Source organism: Spirillospora sp. NPDC049024 (assembly GCF_040649235.1).
Classification (GTDB): Bacteria; Actinomycetota; Actinomycetes; order Streptosporangiales; family Streptosporangiaceae; genus Spirillospora.
Genome location: NZ_JBEZFD010000020.1, coordinates 165,574 through 188,795 on the forward strand (window position 1 = coordinate 165,574; position 23,222 = coordinate 188,795).

Sequence of the window (23,222 nt, forward strand, 5' to 3'; positions counted from 1 at the left end):
ACCAGGCCCGCGGGGAAGCGTTGCTCGGAACGCCGCTTACGATCCGAGGTGTGGAGGTCGAGATAGTAGCGAGCCTGACCGGGCTCGCCGGGCTCGCGATCGGGCTCGCGACTGGATTGGCGGTGCGAGTGAGCGAGCGAGCCCAGCGGACGGCGGTCACGGCGAACCCGGTGGGCAGTCTGCCCCCCGGCGTCGCTTCGGTGCTGAGCGTCCTCCGGTCTTCGGCCGTCGTGGTCGACAGCGAGGACCGGGTCCTGCGGGCCAGCTCGGCGGCGCGGGCGTACGGCCTGGTCAGCGGCGACCACCTGCTGGTGGACGAGGTGCTCGCCATGACCCGGCTGGTCCGCCGCGACGGGGAGATCCGCGAGACCGAGATCCAGGTCGGGCCCGCCGGCGGCCGCCGCCGGGCCGACGGGCGCTGGTTCGCGGTCCGCGTCGCGCCGCTCGGGTCGCACGGGCTCGTCCTCGTGCTCGCCGAGGACCTCACCGAGATGCACCGCACCGAGGCGATCCGCCGCGACTTCGTGGCGAACGTCAGCCACGAGCTGAAGACCCCGGTGGGCGCGCTGTCCCTGCTCGCCGAGACCGTCGAGGGCGCCGCCGACGACCCCGAGGCCGTCCGCCGGTTCGCCGGCCGGATGCAGTACGAGTCGGTGCGGCTCACCAACCTCGTCCAGGACCTGATGACGCTGTCGCGCGTCCAGGGGGACGAGCCGCTGCCCGAGCTCACCCCGATCGACCTCGACGAGGTGGTGGCCGAGGCGCTGGAGCGCTGCCAGATCAAGGCGGTCGCCAAGGACATCGAGCTCGCGGCCGGCGGCGAGGAGGACCTGCAGGTCCGCGCCGACCAGGAGCTCCTCGTCACCGCGCTGCGCAACCTCGTCGACAACGCCGTGGCCTACAGCCCCGAGCACACCCGGGTCGTCGTGTCGACCCGCAGGTGCGACGAGTGGCACGTCGAGATCAACGTGACCGACCAGGGCATCGGCATCCCGGACGCCGAGATCGAGCGGATCTTCGAGCGGTTCTACCGGGTCGACCCCGCCCGCTCCCGCCAGACCGGCGGCACCGGGCTCGGCCTCGCCATCGTCAAGCACGTCACCAGCAAGCACGGCGGCGAGATCACGGTGTGGAGCAAGGAGGGGCACGGGTCGACGTTCACGATCCGGCTCCCGCTGCTCGACACGCCGCGCCGCTCCGCGGCCGGGACGACCGCAGACCCAGCACCACCTAACACCGCCCGGGAGGCAACACCGTGACCCGCGTGCTCGTCGTGGAAGACGAGGAGTCCTTCAGCGACGCACTGTCGTACAACCTCCGCAAGGAGGGGTTCGAGGTGGCCGTCGCCGCCACCGGCCCCGACGCGCTGGACATCTTCGAGCGCAACGGTGCCGACCTGGTGCTGCTCGACCTGATGCTGCCCGGACTGCCCGGCACCGAGGTGTGCCGGGAGCTGCGCTCGCGGTCCAACGTCCCGGTGATCATGCTGACCGCCAAGGACAGCGAGGTCGACAAGGTCGTCGGCCTGGAGCTCGGCGCCGACGACTACGTCACCAAGCCGTTCTCCACCCGCGAGCTGATCGCCCGGATGCGGGCCGTGCTGCGCCGCCAGGGCGAGGTCGAGGAGCCCGCTCCCGCGACCCTGGAGGCCGGGCCGGTCCGGATGGACGTGGAGCGCCACGTGGTCAGCGTCGGCGGCGAGCCCGTCCAGCTCCCGCTCAAGGAGTTCGAGCTGCTGGAGGTCCTGCTGCGCAACGCCGGCCGCGTCCTCACCCGCATGCAGCTGATCGACCGCGTCTGGGGCGCCGACTACGTGGGCGACACCAAGACCCTGGACGTCCACATCAAGCGCCTCCGCGCCAAGATCGAGGAAGTCCCCTCCACCCCGCGCTACATCGTCACCGTCCGAGGCCTCGGCTACAAGTTCGAGCCCTGACGGACATGAGGAACGGCCCGTCCCCTTGCGGGGGCGGGCCGTTCTCGTGTGCGCGGGGCCGGGAGTCGGCGGGTCAGGCGGCCGGGGTCTCCGTGGTGGTCGGGGTCTGCGGTGCTTCCGAGCCGCCCTGCTCGGCGCCCGGGGACGGCGACGTGCTCGCCTCGCCGCTCGGGGACTGGCTCGGCGTCTGGCCGGGGGTCTGGCCGTTCGGGGACTGCGGCGAGGCGGGGGACATGGGCAGCGGGTAGGTGGCGAACTCGCCCTGCCGCGCCACGACGGGCACCTGGAACTCGACGGAACCGGCGCGCTCGAACCGCATCGTCAGCGGGACCGTGTCACCGGCGCGCAGCTCCTCGTTCAGCTTGGGCAGCACCACCAGCGGCTGCTCGCCGGCGGCGGGCGGCTCGGCCGACGGGCCGCCGCCCTGCGGGCCGGTCGTGTTCTCCGAGGTCGGGGTCTCGGACACGTTCGGGGTCGCGCCCTGGCCGGTCGGCTCGGGGGTGGCGCTGCCGGAGGGCGACGCCTGGCCGGAGGGCGTGCCCGGCTGCTGCGTCTTCTTCTTGCCGCCCTGCTGCTGCGGGGTGGGGGTCGCGGTGGGCTTGCCCAGCAGCTTGGTGAAGCTGCCCGTGCCGTCCGGGGCGGCGGGCGGCAGCGTGAGCGAGCCGCCCTCGATCTTCGCCTCGCCGCCGAACGCCGGGGAGCTCACCGAGACCAGGCGGTCCTGCCGGCCCTTCACCTGGTTGATGATCACGCCGTAGAGGGCCACGTTCGTGCCCTGGGGGATCGGCCGCCCCGCCTCCTGGCCCAGCAGGAACACGTGGCGGAGGTCGATCTGCGCCGCGCCCGGCCTGTCCTTCGGCACCGACACGTTGACGCCCTCGGTGAGCTGCGTCGGGGCGGCGGACTGGGGCGTCTCGCCGGCGCCGCAGCCGGAGACCACCGGCGCGATGGCGACGGCGCCCGCGATGGCGAGCACGACCATTCGACGGCTGTTTCGGATCACGGCGTCGGTCTCCTCGCGAAATATCAGTTGAAGAGGTGGCTTCAGGAAGTTGTGAGGCTGGCGTGAGATACGCCAGGGGAAGCGTAGCGAGGTTCCACCGGAGACCCCTCCCCGGGGTGGCCGACACGCCTGAACCGGCTTCCACGGCGACCCTGGGCGCGCGCACGCGGGCTCGCGGACAAGATCCCCGGGACGGGTGCTAACCGGTACGGAGGCTCTCAACCTTCCCGGTGAGCGCCGGACCGGGCTGGGGAGCCCGGAGGACCTCGGTGACCAGGCCGTCCAGCTTTACGAAGACGGCGGTGATGCCGGTCCCCGTGGGGCCGGGCGTGCCGGGCGGGGGGGAGTAGGCACCGGCCAGGACGCCGGCGCGGTCTTCCAGGATCTGGGGTACTCCCCTGTGGGCGGTGCCCGCGCAGGCCCTGAGGTCTTTCAGGGACATGGGCTTCCTGGGCCCCGCGGGGCGCGGGTCGGCGACGATCCAGAAGTTCACCGTGTACTCCTGCGCCCGGCCGGCCAGCTCCGCCACGATGGGCTCGCACCGGTACCCGGGCGGGACTATGGCTATCACCGCGGGGCGCAGGTCCTGGAGCCTCTTCGGGGTGCGGCCGGCCGTCACGACGTCGACCCGGCGGTCGGGCAGGAGCCCGCCGACCCTGCCGGGGCTCGCGGTGGGGCGCGGGGCGAGCTGGGCGCTCGTCGGACGGGGCGTCGGACGGGGACCGAGCGCCGTCATCAGGACGCCGCTCAGCAGCGCGACGAGCAGCGCGCCCGCGATGAGGGGGATCGCGACGCCGAACCGGGTCAGCGGGCGGTACAGCCGCCGCACCCGCGCCCTGCGCCGCCGCCGGCGCCGCTCCCGGTGGTAGGCGACGACGTCCCGCTCCAGCTCGCGGGCGTCGTCGGGCACGACGACGTCAACGTGCGGAAGCCCGTAGTCGTCGGGCTCCGGGTCGCCGCCGTCCGGCCGCACGCGCCACCTCCCTCACCGATCGGTGTTCCCGCGGGACGCGCGTTCCCATCCGTCCTATTAAGACCCTCCCGGGCGCTTCGTACCCGCGCGGCCCGGCGTGCTCACATCCCAGTATGGAACGCGTCCGCGCCGCCGGCGGGACGATGCTTGTACCCGGGGGGCGGTTACCGGTAAAGGCGCTCGACCGGGATCCCGGTGTTCTCTCGGCTACGCTGGGTGGGGAGAACTGGACGGCGATGCACCAATAAAGGGGTTTGTCAATACCCCAATATGTGGCTTGACCTGGGCATTTGTCGAGAAGGCCGGTTCGGGCACGCTCGTTTCCGTGCTACCCTGGTTCTAGCGGAAGGGGTACTTGTCACATGACTTTCCAGGTCGGCGACACCGTCGTCTACCCCCACCATGGGGCTGCTCGGATCGAGGCCATCGAGACTCGCACCATCAAGGGTGAGGACAGGACCTACCTGGTCCTGAAGGTTGACAAGGGTGACCTGACGGTACGGGTCCCGGTCGAGAACGTCGAGGACGTGGGCGTCCGGGACGTCGTCGGCCAGGACGGGCTGGAGAAGGTGTTCGAGGTGCTTCGCGCACCCTACACCGAGGAGCCCACCAACTGGTCGCGCCGGTACAAGGCGAATCTTGAGAAGCTCGCCTCCGGCGATGTCAACAAGGTCGCGGAGGTCGTCCGCGACCTCTGGCGGCGCGACAAGGAGCGCGGTCTGTCCGCGGGCGAGAAGCGGATGCTCGCGAAGGCGCGCCAGATCCTGGTCAGCGAGCTCGCGCTCGCCGAGAAGACCAACGAGGACAAGGCAGAGGCCCTGCTCGACGAGGTCCTGGCCAGCTGAGCGGCCGACCGCGTTGAACGAACGGCTTCCCCGGGTGGGCGTCGGTACCGACGTCCACCCGTTCTCGTCCGAGCCGCGCCCCCTGTGGGTGGCCGGGCTCGAATGGCCGGGTGAGGGCCACGGCCTCGCCGGGCACTCCGACGGCGACGTCGCGGCGCACGCCGCCTGCGACGCGCTCCTTTCGGCGTGCGGTCTCGGCGACCTCGGCGCCGTCTTCGGCACGGCCGACCCGCGCTGGTCCGGCGCCGCCGGCGTCGACCTGCTGCGCGAGGTCGCCCGCCGCGTCGACGAGGCGGGCTGGACCATCGGCAACGTCGCCATCCAGGTCATCGGCAACCGCCCCAAGATCGGCAAACGGCGCGCCGAGGCGGAGAAGACCCTGACCGAGGCCCTGTCCGGCGCCCCGGTCACCGTCTCCGCCACCACCACCGACGGCCTCGGCCTCACGGGGCGGGGCGAGGGCCTCGCCGCCATAGCCAACGCCATCGTCCTTCCGCCCGCCTAGCAGCCTCCGCCGGGGCCGGGCATGCCCTATGCGTCGTGTGGCGGCATAGCGCCGGTATGGGGCGAACGCGATGGCCGACGTCGAGGACCGCCACGTCATCGCAGGCCAACACGCCTATCGGTCCTGACGGCCCTCGCGTAGTCCGGCGGGGCGACCGGCGAACCTTGAGCGGCGCCCTAGGCGGGAGCCGGGTGGACCGTGCCCGTCACCTCGCCGAGGGCGATGCGGGAGCCGCCGGCCCCCGGGGCCTGCGCGCGGAGCGTCACGGTGTCGCCGTCCTCCAGGTAGGTGCGCTCCGTGCCGTCGTCGAGCAGCAGCGGTTCCTGACCGTCCCAGCTCAGCTCCAGCATGCAGCCGCGCTGCCCGCGTTCGGGGCCCGAGACCGTGCCGGACGCGAACAGGTCGCCGGTGCGGAGCGGGGCGCCGTTCACCGTGGCGTGCGCGAGCTGCTGCGGGGACGTCCAGTACATCGACGCGAACTCCGGCCGCGCCGCCACCCGTCCGTTGATCAGGACCTCCAGGTGCAGGTCGAGGCCCCACGGCTCCTCGCACCGCAGGTACGGCAGCGGCGCCGGATCCTGGACGGGCGGTGAGACGCGCGCCGGCTCCAGCGCCGCGACCGGCACCACCCACGACGAGACCGACGTCGAGAACGACTTGCCGAGGAACGGGCCGAGCGGCTGCGACTCCCATCGCTGGAGGTCGCGCGCACTCCAGTCGTTCACGAGCACGAACCCGAACACGTGGTCGCGGAACGCGGCGGTCGGCACGCCCCGCCCCGCGGCGGAGGGGACGCCCACGACGAAGCCGACCTCCGCCTCGAAGTCGAGGCGCCGCGAGGGGCCGAAGGACGGCTCCGGGTCGCCCTTCGCCCGCCGCTGCCCGGACGGCCGGATGATCGGCGTCCCGGACGGGTACACGGTCCCGGCGCGGCCGTGGTAGGCGACCGGCATGTGCTTCCAGTTGGGCGGCAGCGGCGCGGCGTCCGGCCGCATGATCCGCCCCGCGTTCGCGGCGTGGTGCTCGGAGGAGTAGAAGTCGGCGTAGTCCGCGACCTCGAACGGCTTCTGCAGCTCCACGTCCGCGACCGGGATCAGGTGCGGCTCGACCCGCCCCCGGTACGACTCGTCGGTGAGCAGCTCCGTCACCCGCTCCCGGTTCGCCCGCCAGGCGGCGCGTCCGGCGACCATGAAGGCGTTCAGCGACCCGGAGGCGAAGTAGTGCCGGTCCTCGACCAGGCCGGCGGCCGACATCTCGGCCAGGTCGAGGACGCGGTCGCCGATCGCCACGCCGACGCGCGGCAGCTCCCCCCGCCGGGAGAAGACCCCGTACGGCAGGTTCTCGATGCCGAAGCCGCCGTCCCGACTGCTCTCGACCCACGAAACGGTCGTCATGGAGCCATACCTTCCCCCCGCCGCGTCCCTTTCGCCCGGTGCGGGCAGATCAGGCGGCGGAGGAGGAAAGGCGGTTTTCCAGATCAGGGCGGCGCCCCCGAACCGGCGCCCGAACCGGTCCCTGGGCCCGGCCCTATTCGGCGGGCGGGGTGGGGCCGCTGCGGAAGTTGCTGGACGGCGGCGGGTTCCAGTCGCCGCCTGCCGAGCGGTCTCCCCCGTCGGGGTCCGTCGCTTCGGGATCCCCGGCGTCGGGGTCCTCGGCGCGGTCGGCGGGCGGGTCGTCCAGCTCGTCCTCGTCCGCGCCCTGGGACCCGGGAAGCACGATGTCGGGACGGGTCGTCGAGGCGGCCGGGGGCTTCTGGCCGACGCCGTCCCGGCCCCGGACGAGCTCGACGTCCGTCGGCAGCAGGTCGGGCACCGAGTCCAGCGGCGGGCGGGGCTGCGGGAGCGGCTCCAGCGGCGGCGCGGGCTCCGACGACAGGCTCTCCTCGTAGTCGAAGGGAGAGAACTCCTCCGGCGCGGGCGCGGCCTTCTCGATGGTGGGCCATTCGGGCCCGTCGTCCTTGAACGGCAGGATCGGCTCGGGCTCGGGCTCCGGCTCGGGGGCCGGGGGTGGAACGTCCGGGAAGGCGGGCGCCGGCTCCTGCTCGGCGGGCGCCTCCAGCGCGAGCGGGGGCGCCGCGGGCTCCAGGACCTTGACGTGGCCGCGCTGCGCCTCGACCGGCGCCTCGTTCCCGGCGGAGGCCCGCGACGCCACCCGGATCTGCTTGGCCATCGTCAGCCACAGCCAGACGGCGATCACGAGCATGGCGTGCGGCGCGACGGCGACGCCCGTCCGCACCGCGTCCTCGGACAGCGCGTCGAACCCCCGGACCGAGTGCTGGACGGAGATCGCGGCGCCCCCGGCGAGCAGCAGGAACAGCAGCGTCCAGCGCGGCAGCCGCGTCCACCAGCGGGCGTTGCGGGTGACCACGAGCGAGAGGATCGTCACGGCGGTGAGGGTGTCGGCCATCGCCGGGTACAGCGGCGCCCAGCGGCGGCTCACCCCGCCGGCGACGGCGAGCTCGCGGAGGACGTCGTAGGTCAGCGCGAACGCGCCGCCCGCCAGCGCGGCGACCACGAGGCCGGCGGCGCCGGTGAGCAGCAGCCGCTGCACGGGTGAGTAGGAGGGCCGGGTCGGATCAGTCGGCATGTCTCTCGTTCCGGAAGGGAGGGTTCCTCCGCCGAGATTAACCAGCCCGGACGCCGCCGAACCGCAACTTCTTAGTGATCACTGTGACGCTGCGCACGATAAGTGGGGAGACGTACGGTATTGGCGAGGACGAGGCTGAGGGAGGCAGCGATGGCGTGCGGCAGGTTCGTGCGTGTCACGCGGGCCCGCGCGGCCGGGTAGCGCCGCAGTGGAGTTCCCCCAAGACCGTCTCGGTGAACCGGTCCGCATCTTCGACGGGCGGGCCGCGGCCCGCCGCACCTGGGCGTGGCTGGCGCTGCTCTGCCTGGCCGCGGCGGCGCTCATCCCGGCGGCGGTCGTGTACCTGCACGACCGCGTGTGGTGGGTGGGCGTCCCGGCGCTGCTCCTGTCGATGGGCTACGCGGCGGCCGCCGGGTGGATCGCGGGACGGGACCGTCCGCGCCTCCGGGCCCGCGTCGCCGTCCTCCACACCGCGGGGTTAGCGGTCAGCGGACCGGGCGGCGGGGCGTACACGTGGGACGAGCTCGCCTCGGTGACCGTCGCGGGCGTCCCGGACGGACCGGGCGGTCGCGTCCGGTGGCGCTTCACCGTCGTCGCGCACGACGGGAGCGTGCTGCGGCTCGGCGACGACATCCCGGACGTCCGGACGCTCGGCGTGGCCGTCGCGCAGGAGGTGACCGCCCGGATCGTCCCGCACCGCCTGGCCGCGGTGAAGGCGGGGGAGTCCGTCCGGATCGGCCCGTTCGCGGTGGACCTGGACGGCGTCGAGAAGGACGGCGAGCGGCTGCCCTGGCACGCCGTCCACGACGTGGTGATCGGGAACGGGATGGTGACCGTGCACGCCCGCCCCGGCCGGCCCGATCTCGCGACGCTCGCCTCCCGGATGCCGGACGCGCTGGCGTTCACCGTCCTGTGCCACCAGGTCAGGGACATGGCCCAAGATTTCTGAAGATTTTCTCGCGGGGGATGTCGAGAACGGGCCGGGGGCTCCGATCCTTCTCTGACGGGCCCGGAGGCGGGGCCGTCCGGCGGGCCGGCGGCTCGCGCGAAACCGACCGACGACGAGGAGAGATCCGTGAAGTACATGCTGCTCATCTACAACCGCCCGGGCTTCGTGGAGGAGCTGACGGAGCAGGAGCGGACCGCGCTGTTCGGCGAGGTCGACGCGATCATGAAGGAGCTGACCGAGTCCGGCGAGCTGGTCGGCGGGCAGGCGCTGGCCGACCCGTCGCTGACCAAGACCGTCGTGGGCGTGGACGGCCGGCCGGTCGTGACCGACGGCCCGTTCCTGGAGGCCAAGGAGCACTTCGCCGGCTATATCGCCGTCGACTGCGAGACCGAGGAGCGGGCGGTGGAGATCGCCTCGCGCTGGCCGGACGTCAGGTTCGGCGGGCGCATGGAGGTGAGGGCGATCATGCACGACTCCGGGGCGGAGATGTGAGGACGCCCCCGGCCGTCGAGGACCTGCTGCGCGCCCTCGCGCCGCAGGTGCTCGGCACGCTCGTGCGGCGGCACGGCGCCTTCGACGCGTGCGAGGACGCCGTGCAGGAGGCCCTGCTGGCCGCCGCCGTGCAGTGGCCGGGGGAGGGCGTCCCGGAGAACCCGCGCGGCTGGCTGCTGACGGTGGCGACCCGGCGGCTCACCGACCAGTGGCGCAGCGAGCGGGCCCGCCGCGACCGCGAGGCCGCGGTGTTCGCGGAGGAGCCCGCCGCGCCGGGCCCGGACGAGTACCGCGCGTCCGAGCGCGACGACACGCTGACGCTGCTGTTCCTGTGCTGCCATCCGGCGCTGTCGCCGTCCTCGCAGGTCGCGCTGACGCTGCGGGCGGTCGGCGGCCTGACGACGGCGCAGATCGCCCGCGCGTTCCTCGTCCCGGAGGCGACGATGGCGCAGCGGGTCAGCCGCGCCAAGCAGAAGATCAAGGCGGCGGGTGCGCGGTTCGCGGCGCCGGCGCCGCGGGAGCGGGACGAGCGGCTCCGGGCCGTCCTGCACGTGCTGTACCTGATCTTCAACGAGGGCTACACCGCGTCCAGCGGGCCCGACCTGCAGCGCACGGACCTCACCGCCGAGGCGATCAGGCTGACCCGGGCGCTGCACCGGGCCCTGCCCGGCGACGGGGAGGTGACCGGGCTGCTCGCGCTGATGCTGCTCACCGACGCCCGGCGCGCCGCCCGCACCGCCGACGGCGGCCTTCTGGTCCCGCTCACCGAGCAGGACCGGACGCTCTGGAACGCCGAGGCGATCCGGGAGGGGACGGCCCTGATCACCGACGCGCTGACATGGTCGCCGCCCGGCCCGTACCAGGTGCAGGCCGCGATCGCCGCCGTGCACGCCGAGGCCGCTCGGCCGGAGGACACCGACTGGCCGCAGATCCTCGCGCTGTACCGGCTGCTCGGCCATCTCGCACCGAACCCGATGGTCACGCTGAACGAGGCCGTCGCGCTGGCGATGGTGGAGGGGCCGTCCGCCGGCCTGGACCTGCTGCGCACGCTGGACGGCGACGACCGGATGGCGAAGCACCACCGGCTCGCGGCCGTCCGGGCGCACCTGCTGGAGAGGGCGGGCGACGCGCCGGCCGCGCGGGAGGCGTACCGCGACGCCGCCCGCGGCACGACGAGCATGCCCGAGCGGCGCTACCTCGAGGAGCGCGCCGCCCGGATCAACGAAGGAGACTCTGATGGGAAAGCTTGACGTCCCCGGCGCGACCCTTTACTACGAGGTGCGCGGCTCCGGGCCCGTGCTGCTGCTGATCTGCGGCGGGATCTACGACGCGGCCGGCTACGCCGGGCTCGCCGCGGCGCTCGCCGACCGGTACACGGTCGTCGCCTACGACCGGCGCGGCAACTCGCGCAGCCCGCTCGACGGGCCGCCGGAGCCGCAGCGCATCGAGGTGCACGCGGACGACGCGTCCCGGCTGCTCGCCGAGGTCGCCGACGGCCCCGCCCACGTGTTCGGCAACAGCTCGGGCGCGGTGATCGGGCTGGAGCTGGCCGCGCGCCACCCCGAGCAGGTGCGCGCGCTGGTCGCCCACGAGCCGTCGCTGCTGGCGATACTGCCGGACGCGGCGCACTGGGAGGCCGTCCTCACGGACGTGGAGCGCGCCTACCGCGAGGGCGGCGTCGGCCCCGCGATGGGGACGTTCGGCGCCGCGATGGGCATGGGCGGCGGCGAGGAGCCTGAGGGCGGGGCAGAGGAGCAGAAGCCGCCGAGCCCGGAGATGCAGGAGATGTTCGCCCGGTTCGAGAAGAACACCGACTTCTTCGTGGGCTACGAGGTGCCGACCTTCGGGCGGTACACGCCCGATGTGGAGGCGCTGCGCGGGTCGTCCGTCCGGATCGTCCTGGTGGCGGGGGAGGAGTCGGAGGGCGAGCCGGCGAACCGGGCCGCGCTGGCGCTGGCCGAGCGGCTGGGGACGTCCGCCGAGACCTACCCCGGCGACCACGGCGGCTTCGGACCGCATGCCGCCGCGTTCGCGGCCCGGCTGGAGAAGACGTTCCACTGAGCGCCGCCCCGGTGACATGACCCGATGGCACGGGGCGGCCTGGGCGATGCGCCACGTAGCCGGACGTCCATCCAATAACCTGAACCTGTGAGCCTGCGCCTTTACGACACCGGTACCCGTAGCGTCCGCACGTTCGAGCCCCTGGAAGAGGGCCGCGTGGGGATGTACGTGTGCGGCGCGACTCCGCAGGCGGCCCCGCACATCGGGCACCTGCGCTCGGGCGTCATCTACGACGTGCTGCTGCGCTGGCTGCGGGCGTCCGGCTACGAGGTGACGTTCGCGCGCAACGTCACCGACGTCGACGACAAGATCATCGCGGTGTCGGCGGAGCGGGGCGTGCCCTGGTTCGCGGTCGCCGAGGGCAACCAGCGCACCTTCACCCAGGGCTACGACCTGCTCGGCTGCCTGCCCCCGACGATCGAGCCGCGCGCCACCGGGCACGTCCCGGAGATGATCGTCCTGATGCGCCGGCTGATCGAGAAGGGCCACGCGTACGCGGCGGGCGGCGACGTGTACTTCGACGTCAAGTCCTGGGCGGACGAGTACGGCGCGCTGTCGAACCAGCGGCTGGAGAACATGCGCTCCGCCGGCGACACCCCCAACGAGGACCTCAAGCGCGACCCGCGCGACTTCGCGCTCTGGAAGGGCGCGAAGCCGGGGGAGCCGTCCTGGGAGACGCCCTGGGGCGACGGGCGCCCCGGCTGGCACCTGGAGTGCTCGGCGATGGCGACCCGGTACCTCGGCTCCTCCTTCGACATCCACGGCGGCGGCGTCGACCTGATCTTCCCGCACCACGAGAACGAGATCGCCCAGTCCCGCGCCGCCGGTGACGGCTTCGCGCGCTACTGGCTGCACAACGGGCTCCTCACCGTGGACGGCGAGAAGATGAGCAAGTCCGTCGGCAACGTGGTGCTGCTGCCCGACCTGCTGGGCAAGGCCCGCCCGGTCGAGGTGCGCTACTACCTCGCCTCGGCGCACTACCGCTCGCTGATGGACTACACCGACGCCGCCCTGGCCGAGGCCGTCTCCGCCTACCAGCGGATCGAGGGCTTCGTGACGCGGGCATCGGAGCTCGTGGGGGCCGGCGCGCCGTCCTCCGTGCCGTCCGCGTTCGCCTCCGCGATGGACGACGACCTGGGCGTCCCGCAGGCGCTGGCGGTGCTGCACGAGACCGTCCGGGAAGGCAACAGCGCTCTTGCGTCCGGCGACAGCGCCGCAGTGAAGGTACACATGACAGCCGTCCGGGCGATGGCGGACGTCCTCGGCATCGACCCGCTGGCGCCGCAGTGGCAGGCCTCCGGCGAAGACGACCTGCACCCCGTCGTCGACGCCCTGGTCAAGGTGGCGCTGGAGCAGCGGCAGGCGGCCCGCGCCCGCAAGGACTACGCGGCCGCTGACGCCATTCGCGACAGCCTCTCGGCGGCCGGTATCGTCGTCGAGGACACCCCGCAGGGCCCACGCTGGGAGCTGAAGCGCGGCTGACCGTGCATGGCGCACGCCGCGCGCCGGATAAAATCGAACGTTCGCGGGGGTTCGTCGCCGTCCGCTTATCTTGAGCCGCCCGGCCGGGGCGAGCAGGCAATCGTCGCGAAGGGCGTTACCGACACATGGCAGCCAAGCGCAAGGGCAAGGGACCCACCCCCAAGGCGGAGGACCGGCACTGGCACGGCAAGCGCCAGAAGGCCCGCGCCGTGAAGAACTCCAGGCGCACCGGCACCCCGACGCTCGGCCCCGGCGCGCGCGCCCAGGGCTCGTCGGAGACCCGTCCGGCCGGACGTCCCGCCGGTGCGCGCCGCGCGACCGGCGAGGTGCCCGAACTGGTCACCGGCCGCAACCCGGTCGTCGAGGCGCTGCGCGCGGGCGTTCCCGGCACGGCCCTGTACGTCACCTCCGGGACGGACGAGCGCGTGCGCGAGGCGATCCAGATCGCCGCCGACCGCCGCATCCCGCTGCTGGAGACCGGCAAGAACGAGCTCGACCGGCTGACCGACGGCGCCGTTCACCAGGGCATCGCGCTGCAGGTCAAGCCCTACCGGTACGCGCACCCCGACGACCTGCTCAAGGGCACCGCCCCGCTGATCGTCGCGGTGGACGGCATCACCGACCCGCGCAACCTCGGCGCGATCGTCCGGTCCGCGTCCGCGTTCGGCGCGACCGGCGTGGTCGTCCCGGAGCGGCGCGCGGCGGGGGTCACGGCCGGCGCCTGGAAGTCGTCCGCCGGCACCCTCGCGAACGTCCCGGTCGCGCAGGCGACGAACCTCTCGCGCCAGCTCAAGGCCTACCAGAAGGCCGGCTGCTTCGTCGCCGGCCTCGACGCGGCAGGCGGCACGACCGTCGCCGACCTGGAGCTCGCCTCCGGGCCGTTCGTGCTGGTCGTGGGCTCGGAGGGCAAGGGGCTCGGGCGGCTTGTCGCCGACACCTGCGACCTGCTCGTCACGATCCCGATGCCGGGCAAGGCCGAGTCGCTCAACGCCGGGGTGGCCGCGGGCATCGCGCTGTACGAGATCAGCCGCCTCCGCACCTGAGATCGGAAATAATCTCAACGTTCAGATAATTGACGTTGAGGTGAATCACGCGACAGCCCTCCCGGCACCCACCCTGCGCACCGGCTACGCCTCCGACCTGGCCCTCGCCGCCCTCGCACCCGCGAGCTGGGGCACCACCTACGTCGTCACCACCACGCTGCTGCCCGACGGCCGCCCGATGCTCGCCGCCACGATGCGCGCCCTGCCCGCCGGCCTGGTGCTGCTCGCCGCCACCCGCCGGCTGCCGCGCGGCGACTGGTGGTGGAAGTCGGTCGTCCTCGGCCTGCTGAACTTCGGCGCCTTCTTCCCGCTGATCTTCTTCGCCGCCTACCGTCTCCCCGGCGGCGTCGCCGCGACGATCGGGTCCGTCCAGCCGCTGGTCGTGGCGCTGCTGTCGCTCGGCGTCCTGCGGATCCGCCCGGCCCGCGCCGTCCTGTACTCGGCCCTCGCCGGCACCGGCGGCGTCGCCCTGCTGACCCTCAGCGGCGAGGCCCGGCTCGACCCGCTCGGCATCGCCGCCATGCTCACCGCGACCTCGCTCATGGCCACCGCGATCGTCCTGGCCAAGAAGTGGGGACGCCCCGAATCGCCGCTGGTCATGACCGGCTGGCAGCTCACCGTCGGCGGCCTGGTCCTCCTGCCGCTCACCCTCGCGCTGGAGGGCGTCCCGTCCTCGCTGACCGGCGAGAACCTCCTGGGCTTCACCTACCTCGGCATCGTCGGCACCGCGATCGCCTACGCGCTGTGGTTCCGCGGCATCGACCGCCTGCCCCCGACCTCCGTCTCCCTCCTCGGCCTCACGAACCCGATGGTCGCCACCCTGGCGGGCCTGCTGATCCTCGGCCAGACCCTCACCCCGTGGCAGGTCGTCGGCTTCACCATCGCCCTGGGAGCCCTGGTCGCGGGCCAGACCCTCAACCGGAGACCGCGTCCCGCCGCCGCTTGAGGAACGCCTTCTCGGCCTCGTCCTCGGTACGTCCGATGGCCTCGTCATAGGCTGCGGCGGCCTCCCCGTCCCGCCCCAACCGCCGCAGCAGATCGGCACGGACCGCATGGAACAGGTAGTACCGGCCGAGGTCGAGCCGCTCCACCAACTCCAGCGCGGCCCCGGCCCCCTGCACCTCGCCCACCGCCACGGCCCGGTTGAGCGCCACCACAGGACTCGGCGCCACGACCATCAACTGGTCGTACAGCTGGAGGATCTGATCCCACCGAGTGTCCTCGACCCTCCCGGCATCGCTGTGGACCGCGTTGATGGCCGCCTGGAGCTGGTAGGGCCCGGGCCGCCCGATCTCCAGGCACCGTCGGACGAGCGCCTGCCCCTCCTCCACGAGCCTCCGATCCCAGAGCCCGCGATCCTGCTCGCCCAGCAGCACCAACTCGCCGTCCCGCCGCCGGGCGGCCTTGCGCGACTCGATGAGCAGCATCAACGCCAGCAGCCCCAGCACCTCGGGCTCGTCCGGCATCAGCTCCCGCAGCACCCGCCCCAGCCTGATCGCCTCGTCGGCCAGTTCCTCGCGCCCGCCGTAGCCCTGGTTGAACACCAGGTACACGACCGCGAGCACACCCGAGAGCCGTCCGGGCAGATCGGGCAGCTCCGGCACCCGGTACGGAATCCCTGCATCCCGGATCTTCGCCTTCGCCCGGACGAGCCGCTGCGCCATCGTCTTCTCCGGCACCAGGAAGGCCCGCGCGATCTCCGCCGTCGACAACCCGCCCAGCAACCGGAGCGTCAGCGCGACCCTGGCCTCCATCCGCAACGCCGGATGGCAGCACGTGAAGATGAGCCGCAGCCGATCGTCCTCCACGGCCGACGCCTCGGCCGGCTCCGCCGCGTTCAGCAGCACGGCCTGCGCGTACTTCCCGGCCCGCGCGGCGTCCCGCCGCAACCGGTCGATCGCCTTGTTCCGCGCCGTCGTGATGATCCACCCCGCCGGACTCGGCGGCGCCCCCTCCACCGGCCATCTGCGCACCGCCTCGGCGAACGCCTCCTGGACCGCCTCCTCGGCGACGTCCACGTCCCCGAAGACACGGACCAGCACGGCCACCGCGCGCCCGTGCTCCTCCCGGAAGACCCGCTCGATCACACCTCGCCCAGGAACGGCCGCACCTCGATCGGCAACCCGGTCACCTGCGTGAACCTGGCCGCCACCTTCAACGCCGCCTCCAGGTCCACCACCTTGATGACGGTGATGCCGCCGACGTGCTCCTTCCCCTCCGTCCACGGCCCGTCCGTCGCGATGATCTCGCCCTCCCGCATGCACACCACGGTGCTCGCCTCAGGCTGCTCCAGCCCCCGCCCGAACACCCAGCACTCCTGCCGCTCCAGATCCCGCCGCACCTCGGCGAGCTCCGCCATCACCGGCTCCAGCACCTCCGGCGGCGGGATCTCCCCGACCGGCTGAATGATGTTGAGCACATAGAGCTTCATCCCTCCTCCTTCACCGAACGACGCCGCCCCCACGACACTGTCCTTCCCCGCGAGGCCCCCTCCCCTCCCATACGAACGGGCCTCCACCAGATCGACACCCACCCCAGAAAAAACCCGGATCCCCCCGAGCCCCCAAGTCGACTACGATGCGGGACGAGCCCGCCGGCGTAGCTCAATTGGCAGAGCATCTGTCTTGTAAACAGAAGGTTAGGGGTTCAAGTCCCCTCGCCGGCTCCCACCTCAAAGCCCCCTTCCGACCAAGGAAGGGGGCTGTTTGCTTTATCGTGGGAGCCGCGAGGTTCAGCCGCCGAACGGGCGCCGCTCATCGCCTCGGCCGCTGCGCGCTTGTCGTCCACGACCAGACGCCCGTAGGTGTCCTTCGTGATGGCGATGCCCGGGTGCTGCCAGTGCCCCAGCCCCGCACGCTTGGCCAGCGGGGAAGACGTGAGTTCTCCGGGTCGGTAGGCGTGCCCACCTCGGACAGGAAGATCAGCCCGTGCTTCAGCCACGCCTCACCGAGCGCGAGCCCGCACCTTTGCCTGGTCGGTATGAAGCGTGCGGAGGTTATTTATGATCTCCGGGTGTGAGGACGAGCGTGCATGGCGTGCATAAGCCGCAGCGTCTTGGCCTTCCGGCCAAGGGCAGCGGCGCTCACGCCGTTGGCACGGCTTACCGCCCGCGCGGCGGAGGCACGCGGCGTGGGCGGCGGCCTCGTTCGCGTCCCGTCCACGAGGCTGGGCTCGCTCTCGGCGAACCGGCCGCTGCGGAGTCCAGCCACCGTAGGCCGATCCTGGCCAGACAACGGCTTCTACTCGGCACGACGCTTGATACGGAAGCATTGAGTCGGCGCTTTGGCCGACCCCCACCCTGCCGGCATGAGGACGAAGCCGCGGGCCGCGCCGCACCTAACGCGACTTGCGGTCCCTGCGCCGGTTGAGCCAAGCGAAGAAAGCCTGAGAGGCCCTGATCACAAAGGAAGGGTCTCCGCCCCCCTGCAGCGACTGTGTTCCGATGAAGTTCGCGTTGGGATCCCGCCGTCGTTCGTACTCGGCGTTGGTCTGCCCGGGAATGCGCTTCTCAGGTGCGGTCATCGTCGCTCCAACAGTCGTTGTGAATCTCGCCTTATGGCGCGAGCCGCGGCTTCGTCACTCTGACGCAACCCGCCCCGCTCTGGTTGCCCCGGCGGGGTGACTATGGCGACCGACCACAGCCCTCGCCTCAGCGCCTGGGGATCCGGTTCACTGGCTTCCAGTGCTCGGTTGGGCTGGACCAGTGATCTGCGTAGAGGCTCACAACGTCGCCAGTTGCGCGGCTGAGCCCCTGCGCCAGCGCGACGTCGGCTCCGCAGGGTGCACCGCGACCGAGGAACATCTCGACGGTTCGGAGAACTCCGCCACCGATAGCCTCGTCTGGGACCTCGGCGGCAAGGGCACCGTCATGTCCCTGACTTGTGATCACCTGCGCCCGAACCAGGCCGTGACGCTGCGCTGGGAGCCGATCCGTGAACCTGCGTGACGAGATCGAAAAGACCATACGAGCCTGGCACGCCTACGAGACCGGCCGCGGATCCGCAGCCGTCATCGACTTCGACTGTGCCCCCACCACCATGCCCACCGAACCGGCCGACAACCGCCTGGCGGTCTACCAGCGCCTGACCGATCTACGCGCCCGCACCGTCCAGGCCGGAGCCGACCGCCTCACAACCCGCCTGACCGCCGATCTGGCCTACCTCGGCGCACTGCTGGGCGAACACCGGCCCCTGAACGACTACGTCCAGGCCACCCAGGGATGCCCCGCCACCGGATGGCAGGACGACTACATCACCCACCGCGGCGAACAGGCCCGCCAAGCACTCGAAACCCTCGGCATCGCATGGGGACCCGACACCGCCCGCGACCTCAAAGCGATCGAGGGCCCGATCGAGACCGGCGAGGCCCCCGACGCGATCCGCCAGGCAGCCGCCGACTACGAGCCCGCCGTCCGCCAGGCCACCGGCGGCCAGGCCCCCTTCAACCTCACCGTAGAGACCACGGAGGTGGACGCCTACTGGGCGTACTGGCTGGACGGGGCCGGCGACCAGGTCCGCCTACGCCTCAACCTGAGCCGCGCCAGTTTCACCAAGGTAGCCGCCCGCCAATTCGCCCTCCACGAGGTACTCGGCCACGGCCTCCAGAGCGCGAGCTGGTCAGCCCGAGCCGCCACCCACGACGTCCCCTGGGTCCGCCTGATGTCGATCCACGCCCCGCAACAAGTCCTCCTAGAAGGACTCGCCCAAGCCCTACCCCTTTTCATCACGCCAGACGACGAACTACTGGCCACCCGCACCAAGCTCGACCACTACAACCAACTGGTCCGCGCCGAACTGCACATAGCCCTCAACCAAGGCGCCACCATCCCCGAGCTGGCCGACCACGCCCATTTCCGCATGCCCTGGATCAGGGACGCAGCCATAGCCGACCTCCTCACCGACCGAGGAGCCAACCCCCAACTCCGCTCCTACCTCTGGGCCTACCCCGCCGGAATCGACTGGTTCACTAACCTCGCCGAAGCCGACAACCCCACCAAAACGAACGTCCTCCAAGCCGCCTACCAAGCCCCGCTCACCCCAAGCGACCTAGAAGCCCTCTGGCCAACAGGCCCCACCATCGGTGGTCAGGGCACCTTAAACCCAAGGTCAGCCGGGTAGTCCGCCGGCCGGATGAGACCTTCTCTACGTCTCAAGGGCGCCCGCTACGCGGCCGCCCGCCCCGGCGCCGGGCATGCGGCCTGTCCCGTCCGATCCCGCCGCACAGCCCGGCCACTGCCGCCCCAGTCGTCTACGACGCGAGCCAAGACCTGAGACGGCTTAGATCATGCATTGCCTGCGTCTGTCAGTAGATCACGTAAAGGCGCCGGTTTCCTGGGCTACGCTGTCGAGTCAGAGACGTGCTCGCCCACTTTCGCCGGAGAAACATGCGACACGGTGAAGCCTATGAACGCCTACTTGACCTTTTAAGAGAAGAGGGGCAGGAGCCCAACAGTCTTGAGCTCATCACCACGTGGCGAGTATTCAGTCGATTCATGGACATCCCGCTCGACAACGTCGAGGAAGACGGCATGAAGTACGAGTATCTCACCGCATCGTTCGATGGCCCGCGCCGCTTCCATCTTTCAGTCTGCCGACAGTTCTCTGTTCTCGCCAAGGCCCACGGTGATGATGAGGATGATCTGCTGAGCTATACGCAATTGACGTGCGACTTCGAGTACGAAGCAGTCGCCGAGCTTGAAGCCCTGGGCAGTGACCATGACTGGTGGTTCAAGGAAGAAGGGCATGCACCGCTCTCGGACATGTTGTCTTCGATCGAGGGCAGCGTGGAGTGGAGCGTGATCAACAAACATCGCCCTGTGGCCACGTCGGTGTACGAGATGGATCCGTGTTAAAGCATTTTGGGGTGCCGAGCCAGCGGCCTTTGGCGAAGGCCATCCCGCCTCCCGGAGCCGACGCAGCGGCGATCTTGTGCTGCACCCGGCCCCGGGAGCAGGCCGTACCTCCTGACACACTGGCCTTGTGGCTGAACTCAACGGCATACCTGTCTCCCCGAATGAGATCCAAGCACTAGCCCTGGTGAACTACGGTCACTTCACCTCGATGCGCGTGGAAGGCCAGCACGTCAGGGGCTTCTCGCACCATCTGGAGCGGCTTGTTCGAGACTGCCGTGTGCTCTTCGGTCACGAGTTGGACCGCGAACAGGTCCGGGAGTACGTCAGACAGGCCACCGCCGGACGGGACGGCGTGTTCGTCGTCCGCGTGACGATCTACGATCCCGACCTCGAACTTGGCCACCCGGGAGCCCGAGCCAAGCCGAAGGTCCTCGTCACGACCCGCCGGTCCGGGGCGTGGCCGATGGCGCCGATCCGGGTGCAGTCCGTCCCCTACGTGCGCGAGTTGCCTGAGCAGAAGCACCTCGGCCTGTTCGGCACCCTCAGGCATCGCCGCAACGCCCAACTCGACGGATTCGACGACTGCGTCTTCACCGACTCGGACCTGTACGTCTCCGAGGGAGCAACGTGGAACATCGGGTTCTTCGACGGACAGCAAGTCGTCTGGCCTAACGCCGAAGTGCTCACAGGCGTGACCATGCGCCTACTGCACGAGGTGCACGAAGCGACGTCCATCGCCCCCGTCAACCTCTCCGACCTGCCCCGCATGGAAGCCGCGTTCGCGACCAACACGGCCATTGGCGTGCGGGCGATCACGGCCATCAACGAGGTGGAGTTCCCGGACGAGCATCCGATTCTGGAGACCCTTCGCAAGGAATACGAAGAGATCCCGGCCGAAGCAATCTGAGCACCCGCCGCATCAACCAGCAGGGTCTGGACACCGTCCTGGCGGCCTGTGGCCCCGATGGGCAGGCCCGGGTCGCCGAACTGATCGGCTCGACGACCCCGGCCCCGTCCGCCCCCGACCCGCGTGTCCACAGAGCAGCCAGCAAGCCCCCGAGGCCGCGGCTGTGGGCCGATGGCGGGGGCGTGTTCAGGTCGGCTGAGGTGGTGCCTTGGTGGTCAGCTTGGCGATCAGCTCTGCCAGCAGCATGACGAGCAGGCTGATGCCCACACCGCACAGCGTCCACAGCACTCGGTAGCCCTCAGCCGCGTAGTCGGAGGGCTGGGGAAGGTCCACCATGATCAGCACTCCCGCGGCGATGGCCGCGCTGTAGAGCGTGTAGCTGAAGAAGCGGATCCCCGCCCCGTGCATGAACAACACGAGCGCCACCATTCCGAGTCCGTGCTCCACAGCGAACAGCCGCAGTCCGTGTTCGCTCGCTGGAACCAGCAATAGCAGCGCGGCCGCGGCGGCGCCGATCAACGCGCCCACAAGGCGCTGCGCGGCTATGAGCGTCGTCTGCTCCAGGCTCGGCTTCATCGCGATCATGGCTGCGATCGGGATCCAGACGCCGTGTGACAGGTCCAGTCCCAACGCGAGCGCGACGGTGCCGGCGATGACGAGGGCGCGGATCACCGAGAACATGACCAGTGGTCGACTCGGTCTCTTTCGCGAGGCGTCGCCCGGGATCTCCGCGAACGGCTGGGGCGAGTCCGTACGCCCGCGGATCAGCCACCAAATGAACGTCACCGCGATCCACAGCGCTGCCCCACCGGCCCAGGCGAGCACCTGAGCCCAGGTGTGGTTGGTGATGCGGGCGTGTTGATGGAGGTTGAACTCCAGTCCGATGACGACGATGAACCAGATGTTGAGTAGCAGGGCGTTGACGAGTCTGCGCACCCCGAATGCGACGGTGAGCCCGGCCACGAGCGTGACCACGAAAGCCGCCAGCACCGGCCAGCCCCAGGCCTCTCTCCCGACTTCGAACCCCAGCGCGGTCACCCCTGCCCCGACCAGCGCAAAGGCGGAGATGTGCGACACGCGATGTCCGTAACCGCCTCCCGGGTCGGACAGCGCCGCGAAAAGCAGGCCGAACAACGCGCTGAGAAGGTACTGCTCGTGCCCGATCGCCCAGAAGACGAACAGCGGCACCAGCCCGACGTCCAGAAACGCCACCGCCCGCGGCCAGTTGACGTCCGCGGGGTTGAGTTCGAACACCTCCGACAGCCAACTCATCACCCTCCGGCTGTGAACAGGCTGTCCTCCTCGTTCGGTTGCCCTGGTCATGGCCGCCCCTGTCCGCCCGTCGCCGGGTATGCCGCTCCACGTCCCCAACTTTGTGGAGGTACTGCTGGCGTACCCCGCCCGAGCGCCCTTCTTCTCCTGGACGAGGATGGAGCCTAAGGGTGCCCCGTAGGGCTGCCCAGCAAGGTCAACAATCGATCTGGGCAGTTGTCGTGCTCTTGGAACAGGGGTCTCTGTGCGCCCGGACCGGTCGCCACGACCTACGGCACTTGGGCGACGCCCGCGAAGACGCGTAGCTCTCCCGCAGGGGCACCGTCCTCGGGACGCCACGCCGCGACATCGACCAAGCCCGGCTCGAGCAACGGCAGCCCGCCGAAGCGTGCGGTGGGGGTGCCGGTAACCGGCGCCTTTGGCGGGCTGGCGCGTGCGCACCGCCGCCCCCTCTGCCTGGTGTTGGACGGGACGTTCAAGCGGGTGGCTGCTGCTGGTCGCGTACGAAGGTCGCTCCTGCATGCCGGGCGCTTTCCGCTACCTCCAGAAGCAAAGGCCGCAACACATCTTCGGGTATGTGCGACGCGTCCGTCATCACCACCTCGCAGGGGCGCTCAAGGTCCTCATCCGGCACCAGCACATGGACCAGCAGTCCGCCGTCACTGCTCATATCGGTCAGTTCGATGCTCCAGGCAGAGTCGGACAGGGAGTAGTAGGACAAGAGTTCATAGAGGGTCCCGCCGTGATACAGGTACTCCGTGGGCATGTTCTGATCATCCCAGCGCGAAGACCGACGCGGAAGAATTACGGAACGGACGGTTCCGATCGCGTTCGTGGGGCGGCCATTCCCAGGCCAGGGGTTGCTTACTGCCTGTCTGTGGCCACGCCACCCGCCGCAGACAACGGGCAGCAGTGCGGGCGTGCCCAAGCCGAAAGTGCCGGTAGTGAGGCCTGGCCTATAGCGGGCAATGGCGGCACTCGCGATCTTGCAAGTCCCGTCGCCCGCGCCTGGCTATGCGAACCGGACGTGCGGCCTCTGAGTGCGAAATTTTCTCGCGTCGCTGGGCGCGGCCGCACTACGCTCAGGGTAGGCACCATTACCTTCATTGGTAATTCGGGAGGCGTACCGGATGACCGGCAGAGTAGATCCCAGACTGGGCGTGATTAGTCGACTTGTCGCGGAATTGAGTACGTTGTTGGAGGAGTCAGTCGAGCTAGTAGAGCCTGCCCTCAACCGGTGGAAGCAATTCCGCTGGTCAGTAGCTCGGCGAACACTTCCTTGGGCTTCTTGAATCCGAAGATAGCGCGGGGTCGGTT

At 70.9% G+C, this 23,222-nt stretch carries 23 protein-coding genes and 1 tRNA gene; 16 read left to right on the forward strand and 8 right to left on the reverse strand.

The annotated features are described in order from the left end of the window. The first annotated feature begins 50 nt into the window (after nt 1-50). Together AB0C21_RS31800 and AB0C21_RS31805 are read left to right on the forward strand one after the other, a co-directional pair. Entirely contained in the window at nt 51-1,259 is a 1,209-nt protein-coding gene (locus AB0C21_RS31800; RefSeq protein WP_500209198.1) for a sensor histidine kinase, read from the forward strand. A 5-nt stretch (nt 1,260-1,264) separates the two neighbouring features. After that, nucleotides 1,265-1,936 carry a winged helix-turn-helix domain-containing protein gene (locus AB0C21_RS31805; protein ID WP_500209200.1) on the forward strand — a complete coding sequence of 224 codons (672 nt, stop codon included), beginning with the start codon at nt 1,265-1,267 and terminating at the stop codon, nt 1,934-1,936. 73 nt (nt 1,937-2,009) lie between these two features. Here the strand turns inward: AB0C21_RS31805 and AB0C21_RS31810 are convergent, their stop codons facing one another. Continuing rightward, nucleotides 2,010-2,939, reverse strand: a complete 930-nt coding sequence (locus AB0C21_RS31810; RefSeq protein WP_500209201.1) for a hypothetical protein — start codon at nt 2,937-2,939, stop codon at nt 2,010-2,012. 199 nt (nt 2,940-3,138) lie between these two features. Continuing rightward, entirely contained in the window at nt 3,139-3,912 is a 774-nt protein-coding gene (locus AB0C21_RS31815) for a hypothetical protein (RefSeq protein ID WP_500209203.1), read from the reverse strand. 362 nt (nt 3,913-4,274) lie between these two features. Between AB0C21_RS31815 and AB0C21_RS31820 the strand changes: the two genes are divergently transcribed. Together AB0C21_RS31820 and ispF are read left to right on the forward strand one after the other, a co-directional pair. Then, nucleotides 4,275-4,757, forward strand: a complete 483-nt coding sequence (locus tag AB0C21_RS31820; RefSeq protein ID WP_021599843.1) for a CarD family transcriptional regulator — start codon at nt 4,275-4,277, stop codon at nt 4,755-4,757. Between the two features lie 34 nt (nt 4,758-4,791). Then, nucleotides 4,792-5,262 carry a 2-C-methyl-D-erythritol 2,4-cyclodiphosphate synthase gene (gene ispF / locus AB0C21_RS31825; RefSeq protein ID WP_200842260.1) on the forward strand — a complete coding sequence of 157 codons (471 nt, stop codon included), beginning with the start codon at nt 4,792-4,794 and terminating at the stop codon, nt 5,260-5,262. Between the two features lie 176 nt (nt 5,263-5,438). On the opposite strand, the gene fahA is transcribed toward ispF, so the two are convergent. Both fahA and AB0C21_RS31835 read right to left on the reverse strand, forming a co-directional pair. Continuing rightward, nucleotides 5,439-6,656, reverse strand: coding sequence for a fumarylacetoacetase (gene fahA, locus AB0C21_RS31830; protein WP_500209205.1), 1,218 nt, complete (start codon nt 6,654-6,656; stop codon nt 5,439-5,441). Between the two features lie 133 nt (nt 6,657-6,789). Next, nucleotides 6,790-7,848, reverse strand: a complete 1,059-nt coding sequence (locus AB0C21_RS31835) for a DUF2637 domain-containing protein (RefSeq protein WP_500209207.1) — start codon at nt 7,846-7,848, stop codon at nt 6,790-6,792. Nucleotides 7,849-8,056: 208 nt separating this feature from the next. On the opposite strand from AB0C21_RS31835, the gene AB0C21_RS31840 reads away from it, so the two are divergent. The 7 genes from AB0C21_RS31840 (at nt 8,057) to AB0C21_RS31870 (ending at nt 14,821) form a co-directional block, all read left to right on the forward strand. Continuing rightward, nucleotides 8,057-8,797: a DUF6585 family protein gene (locus AB0C21_RS31840; RefSeq protein WP_500209209.1), complete on the forward strand. Its 741-nt coding sequence runs from the start codon at nt 8,057-8,059 to the stop codon at nt 8,795-8,797. Nucleotides 8,798-8,932: 135 nt separating this feature from the next. Further along, complete coding sequence (locus tag AB0C21_RS31845) at nt 8,933-9,289, forward strand: YciI family protein (RefSeq protein ID WP_500209228.1); 357 nt, start codon at nt 8,933-8,935, stop codon at nt 9,287-9,289. Further along, complete coding sequence (locus AB0C21_RS31850) at nt 9,286-10,539, forward strand: RNA polymerase sigma factor (protein WP_500209210.1); 1,254 nt, start codon at nt 9,286-9,288, stop codon at nt 10,537-10,539. Before AB0C21_RS31845 ends, AB0C21_RS31850 begins: the two co-directional genes overlap by 4 nt. Then, nucleotides 10,526-11,350, forward strand: a complete 825-nt coding sequence (locus tag AB0C21_RS31855) for an alpha/beta fold hydrolase (RefSeq protein ID WP_500209211.1) — start codon at nt 10,526-10,528, stop codon at nt 11,348-11,350. The genes AB0C21_RS31850 and AB0C21_RS31855 overlap by 14 nt, the downstream gene beginning before the upstream one ends. Nucleotides 11,351-11,437: 87 nt before the next feature. Further along, nucleotides 11,438-12,832, forward strand: a complete 1,395-nt coding sequence (gene cysS / locus AB0C21_RS31860) for a cysteine--tRNA ligase (RefSeq protein ID WP_500209213.1) — start codon at nt 11,438-11,440, stop codon at nt 12,830-12,832. A gap of 125 nt (nt 12,833-12,957) precedes the next feature. After that, entirely contained in the window at nt 12,958-13,875 is a 918-nt protein-coding gene (gene rlmB, locus AB0C21_RS31865; RefSeq protein ID WP_500209214.1) for a 23S rRNA (guanosine(2251)-2'-O)-methyltransferase RlmB, read from the forward strand. 40 nt (nt 13,876-13,915) lie between these two features. Then, nucleotides 13,916-14,821, forward strand: a complete 906-nt coding sequence (locus tag AB0C21_RS31870; protein ID WP_500209216.1) for an EamA family transporter — start codon at nt 13,916-13,918, stop codon at nt 14,819-14,821. Here AB0C21_RS31870 and AB0C21_RS31875 read toward each other — a convergent pair. Continuing rightward, entirely contained in the window at nt 14,790-15,962 is a 1,173-nt protein-coding gene (locus AB0C21_RS31875) for an RNA polymerase sigma factor (protein WP_500209217.1), read from the reverse strand. The genes AB0C21_RS31870 and AB0C21_RS31875 overlap by 32 nt on opposite strands. After that, nucleotides 15,959-16,306 (reverse strand): YciI family protein, encoded by a 348-nt coding sequence (locus AB0C21_RS31880; protein ID WP_353819177.1) that lies wholly within the window; start codon nt 16,304-16,306, stop codon nt 15,959-15,961. The genes AB0C21_RS31875 and AB0C21_RS31880 overlap by 4 nt, the downstream gene beginning before the upstream one ends. Before the next feature lie 161 nt (nt 16,307-16,467). On the opposite strand from AB0C21_RS31880, the gene AB0C21_RS31885 reads away from it, so the two are divergent. The 5 genes from AB0C21_RS31885 to AB0C21_RS31905 all read left to right on the forward strand — a co-directional run bounded on the left by AB0C21_RS31885 (nt 16,468) and on the right by AB0C21_RS31905 (nt 20,633). Next, a tRNA-Thr gene (locus AB0C21_RS31885) sits at nt 16,468-16,540 on the forward strand. A gap of 1,038 nt (nt 16,541-17,578) precedes the next feature. Continuing rightward, on the forward strand, nt 17,579-17,821 hold the full coding sequence (locus AB0C21_RS31890; protein ID WP_500209218.1) for a hypothetical protein: 243 nt from the start codon (nt 17,579-17,581) through the stop codon (nt 17,819-17,821). Then, nucleotides 17,808-18,992, forward strand: coding sequence for a hypothetical protein (locus AB0C21_RS31895; RefSeq protein WP_500209219.1), 1,185 nt, complete (start codon nt 17,808-17,810; stop codon nt 18,990-18,992). Before AB0C21_RS31890 ends, AB0C21_RS31895 begins: the two co-directional genes overlap by 14 nt. A 374-nt stretch (nt 18,993-19,366) precedes the next feature. Then, complete coding sequence (locus AB0C21_RS31900; protein ID WP_500209220.1) at nt 19,367-19,726, forward strand: hypothetical protein; 360 nt, start codon at nt 19,367-19,369, stop codon at nt 19,724-19,726. A 127-nt stretch (nt 19,727-19,853) separates the two neighbouring features. Beyond that, complete coding sequence (locus AB0C21_RS31905) at nt 19,854-20,633, forward strand: aminotransferase class IV family protein (protein WP_500209221.1); 780 nt, start codon at nt 19,854-19,856, stop codon at nt 20,631-20,633. A 186-nt stretch (nt 20,634-20,819) separates the two neighbouring features. Here AB0C21_RS31905 and AB0C21_RS31910 read toward each other — a convergent pair whose 3' ends face one another. After that, a complete protein-coding gene (locus tag AB0C21_RS31910) occupies nt 20,820-21,887 on the reverse strand; it encodes an FUSC family protein (RefSeq protein WP_500209222.1) in 1,068 nt (355 codons plus the stop codon). Nucleotides 21,888-22,380: 493 nt separating this feature from the next. Further along, entirely contained in the window at nt 22,381-22,671 is a 291-nt protein-coding gene (locus AB0C21_RS31915; protein WP_500209223.1) for a hypothetical protein, read from the reverse strand. Nucleotides 22,672-23,222 lie beyond the last annotated feature (551 nt).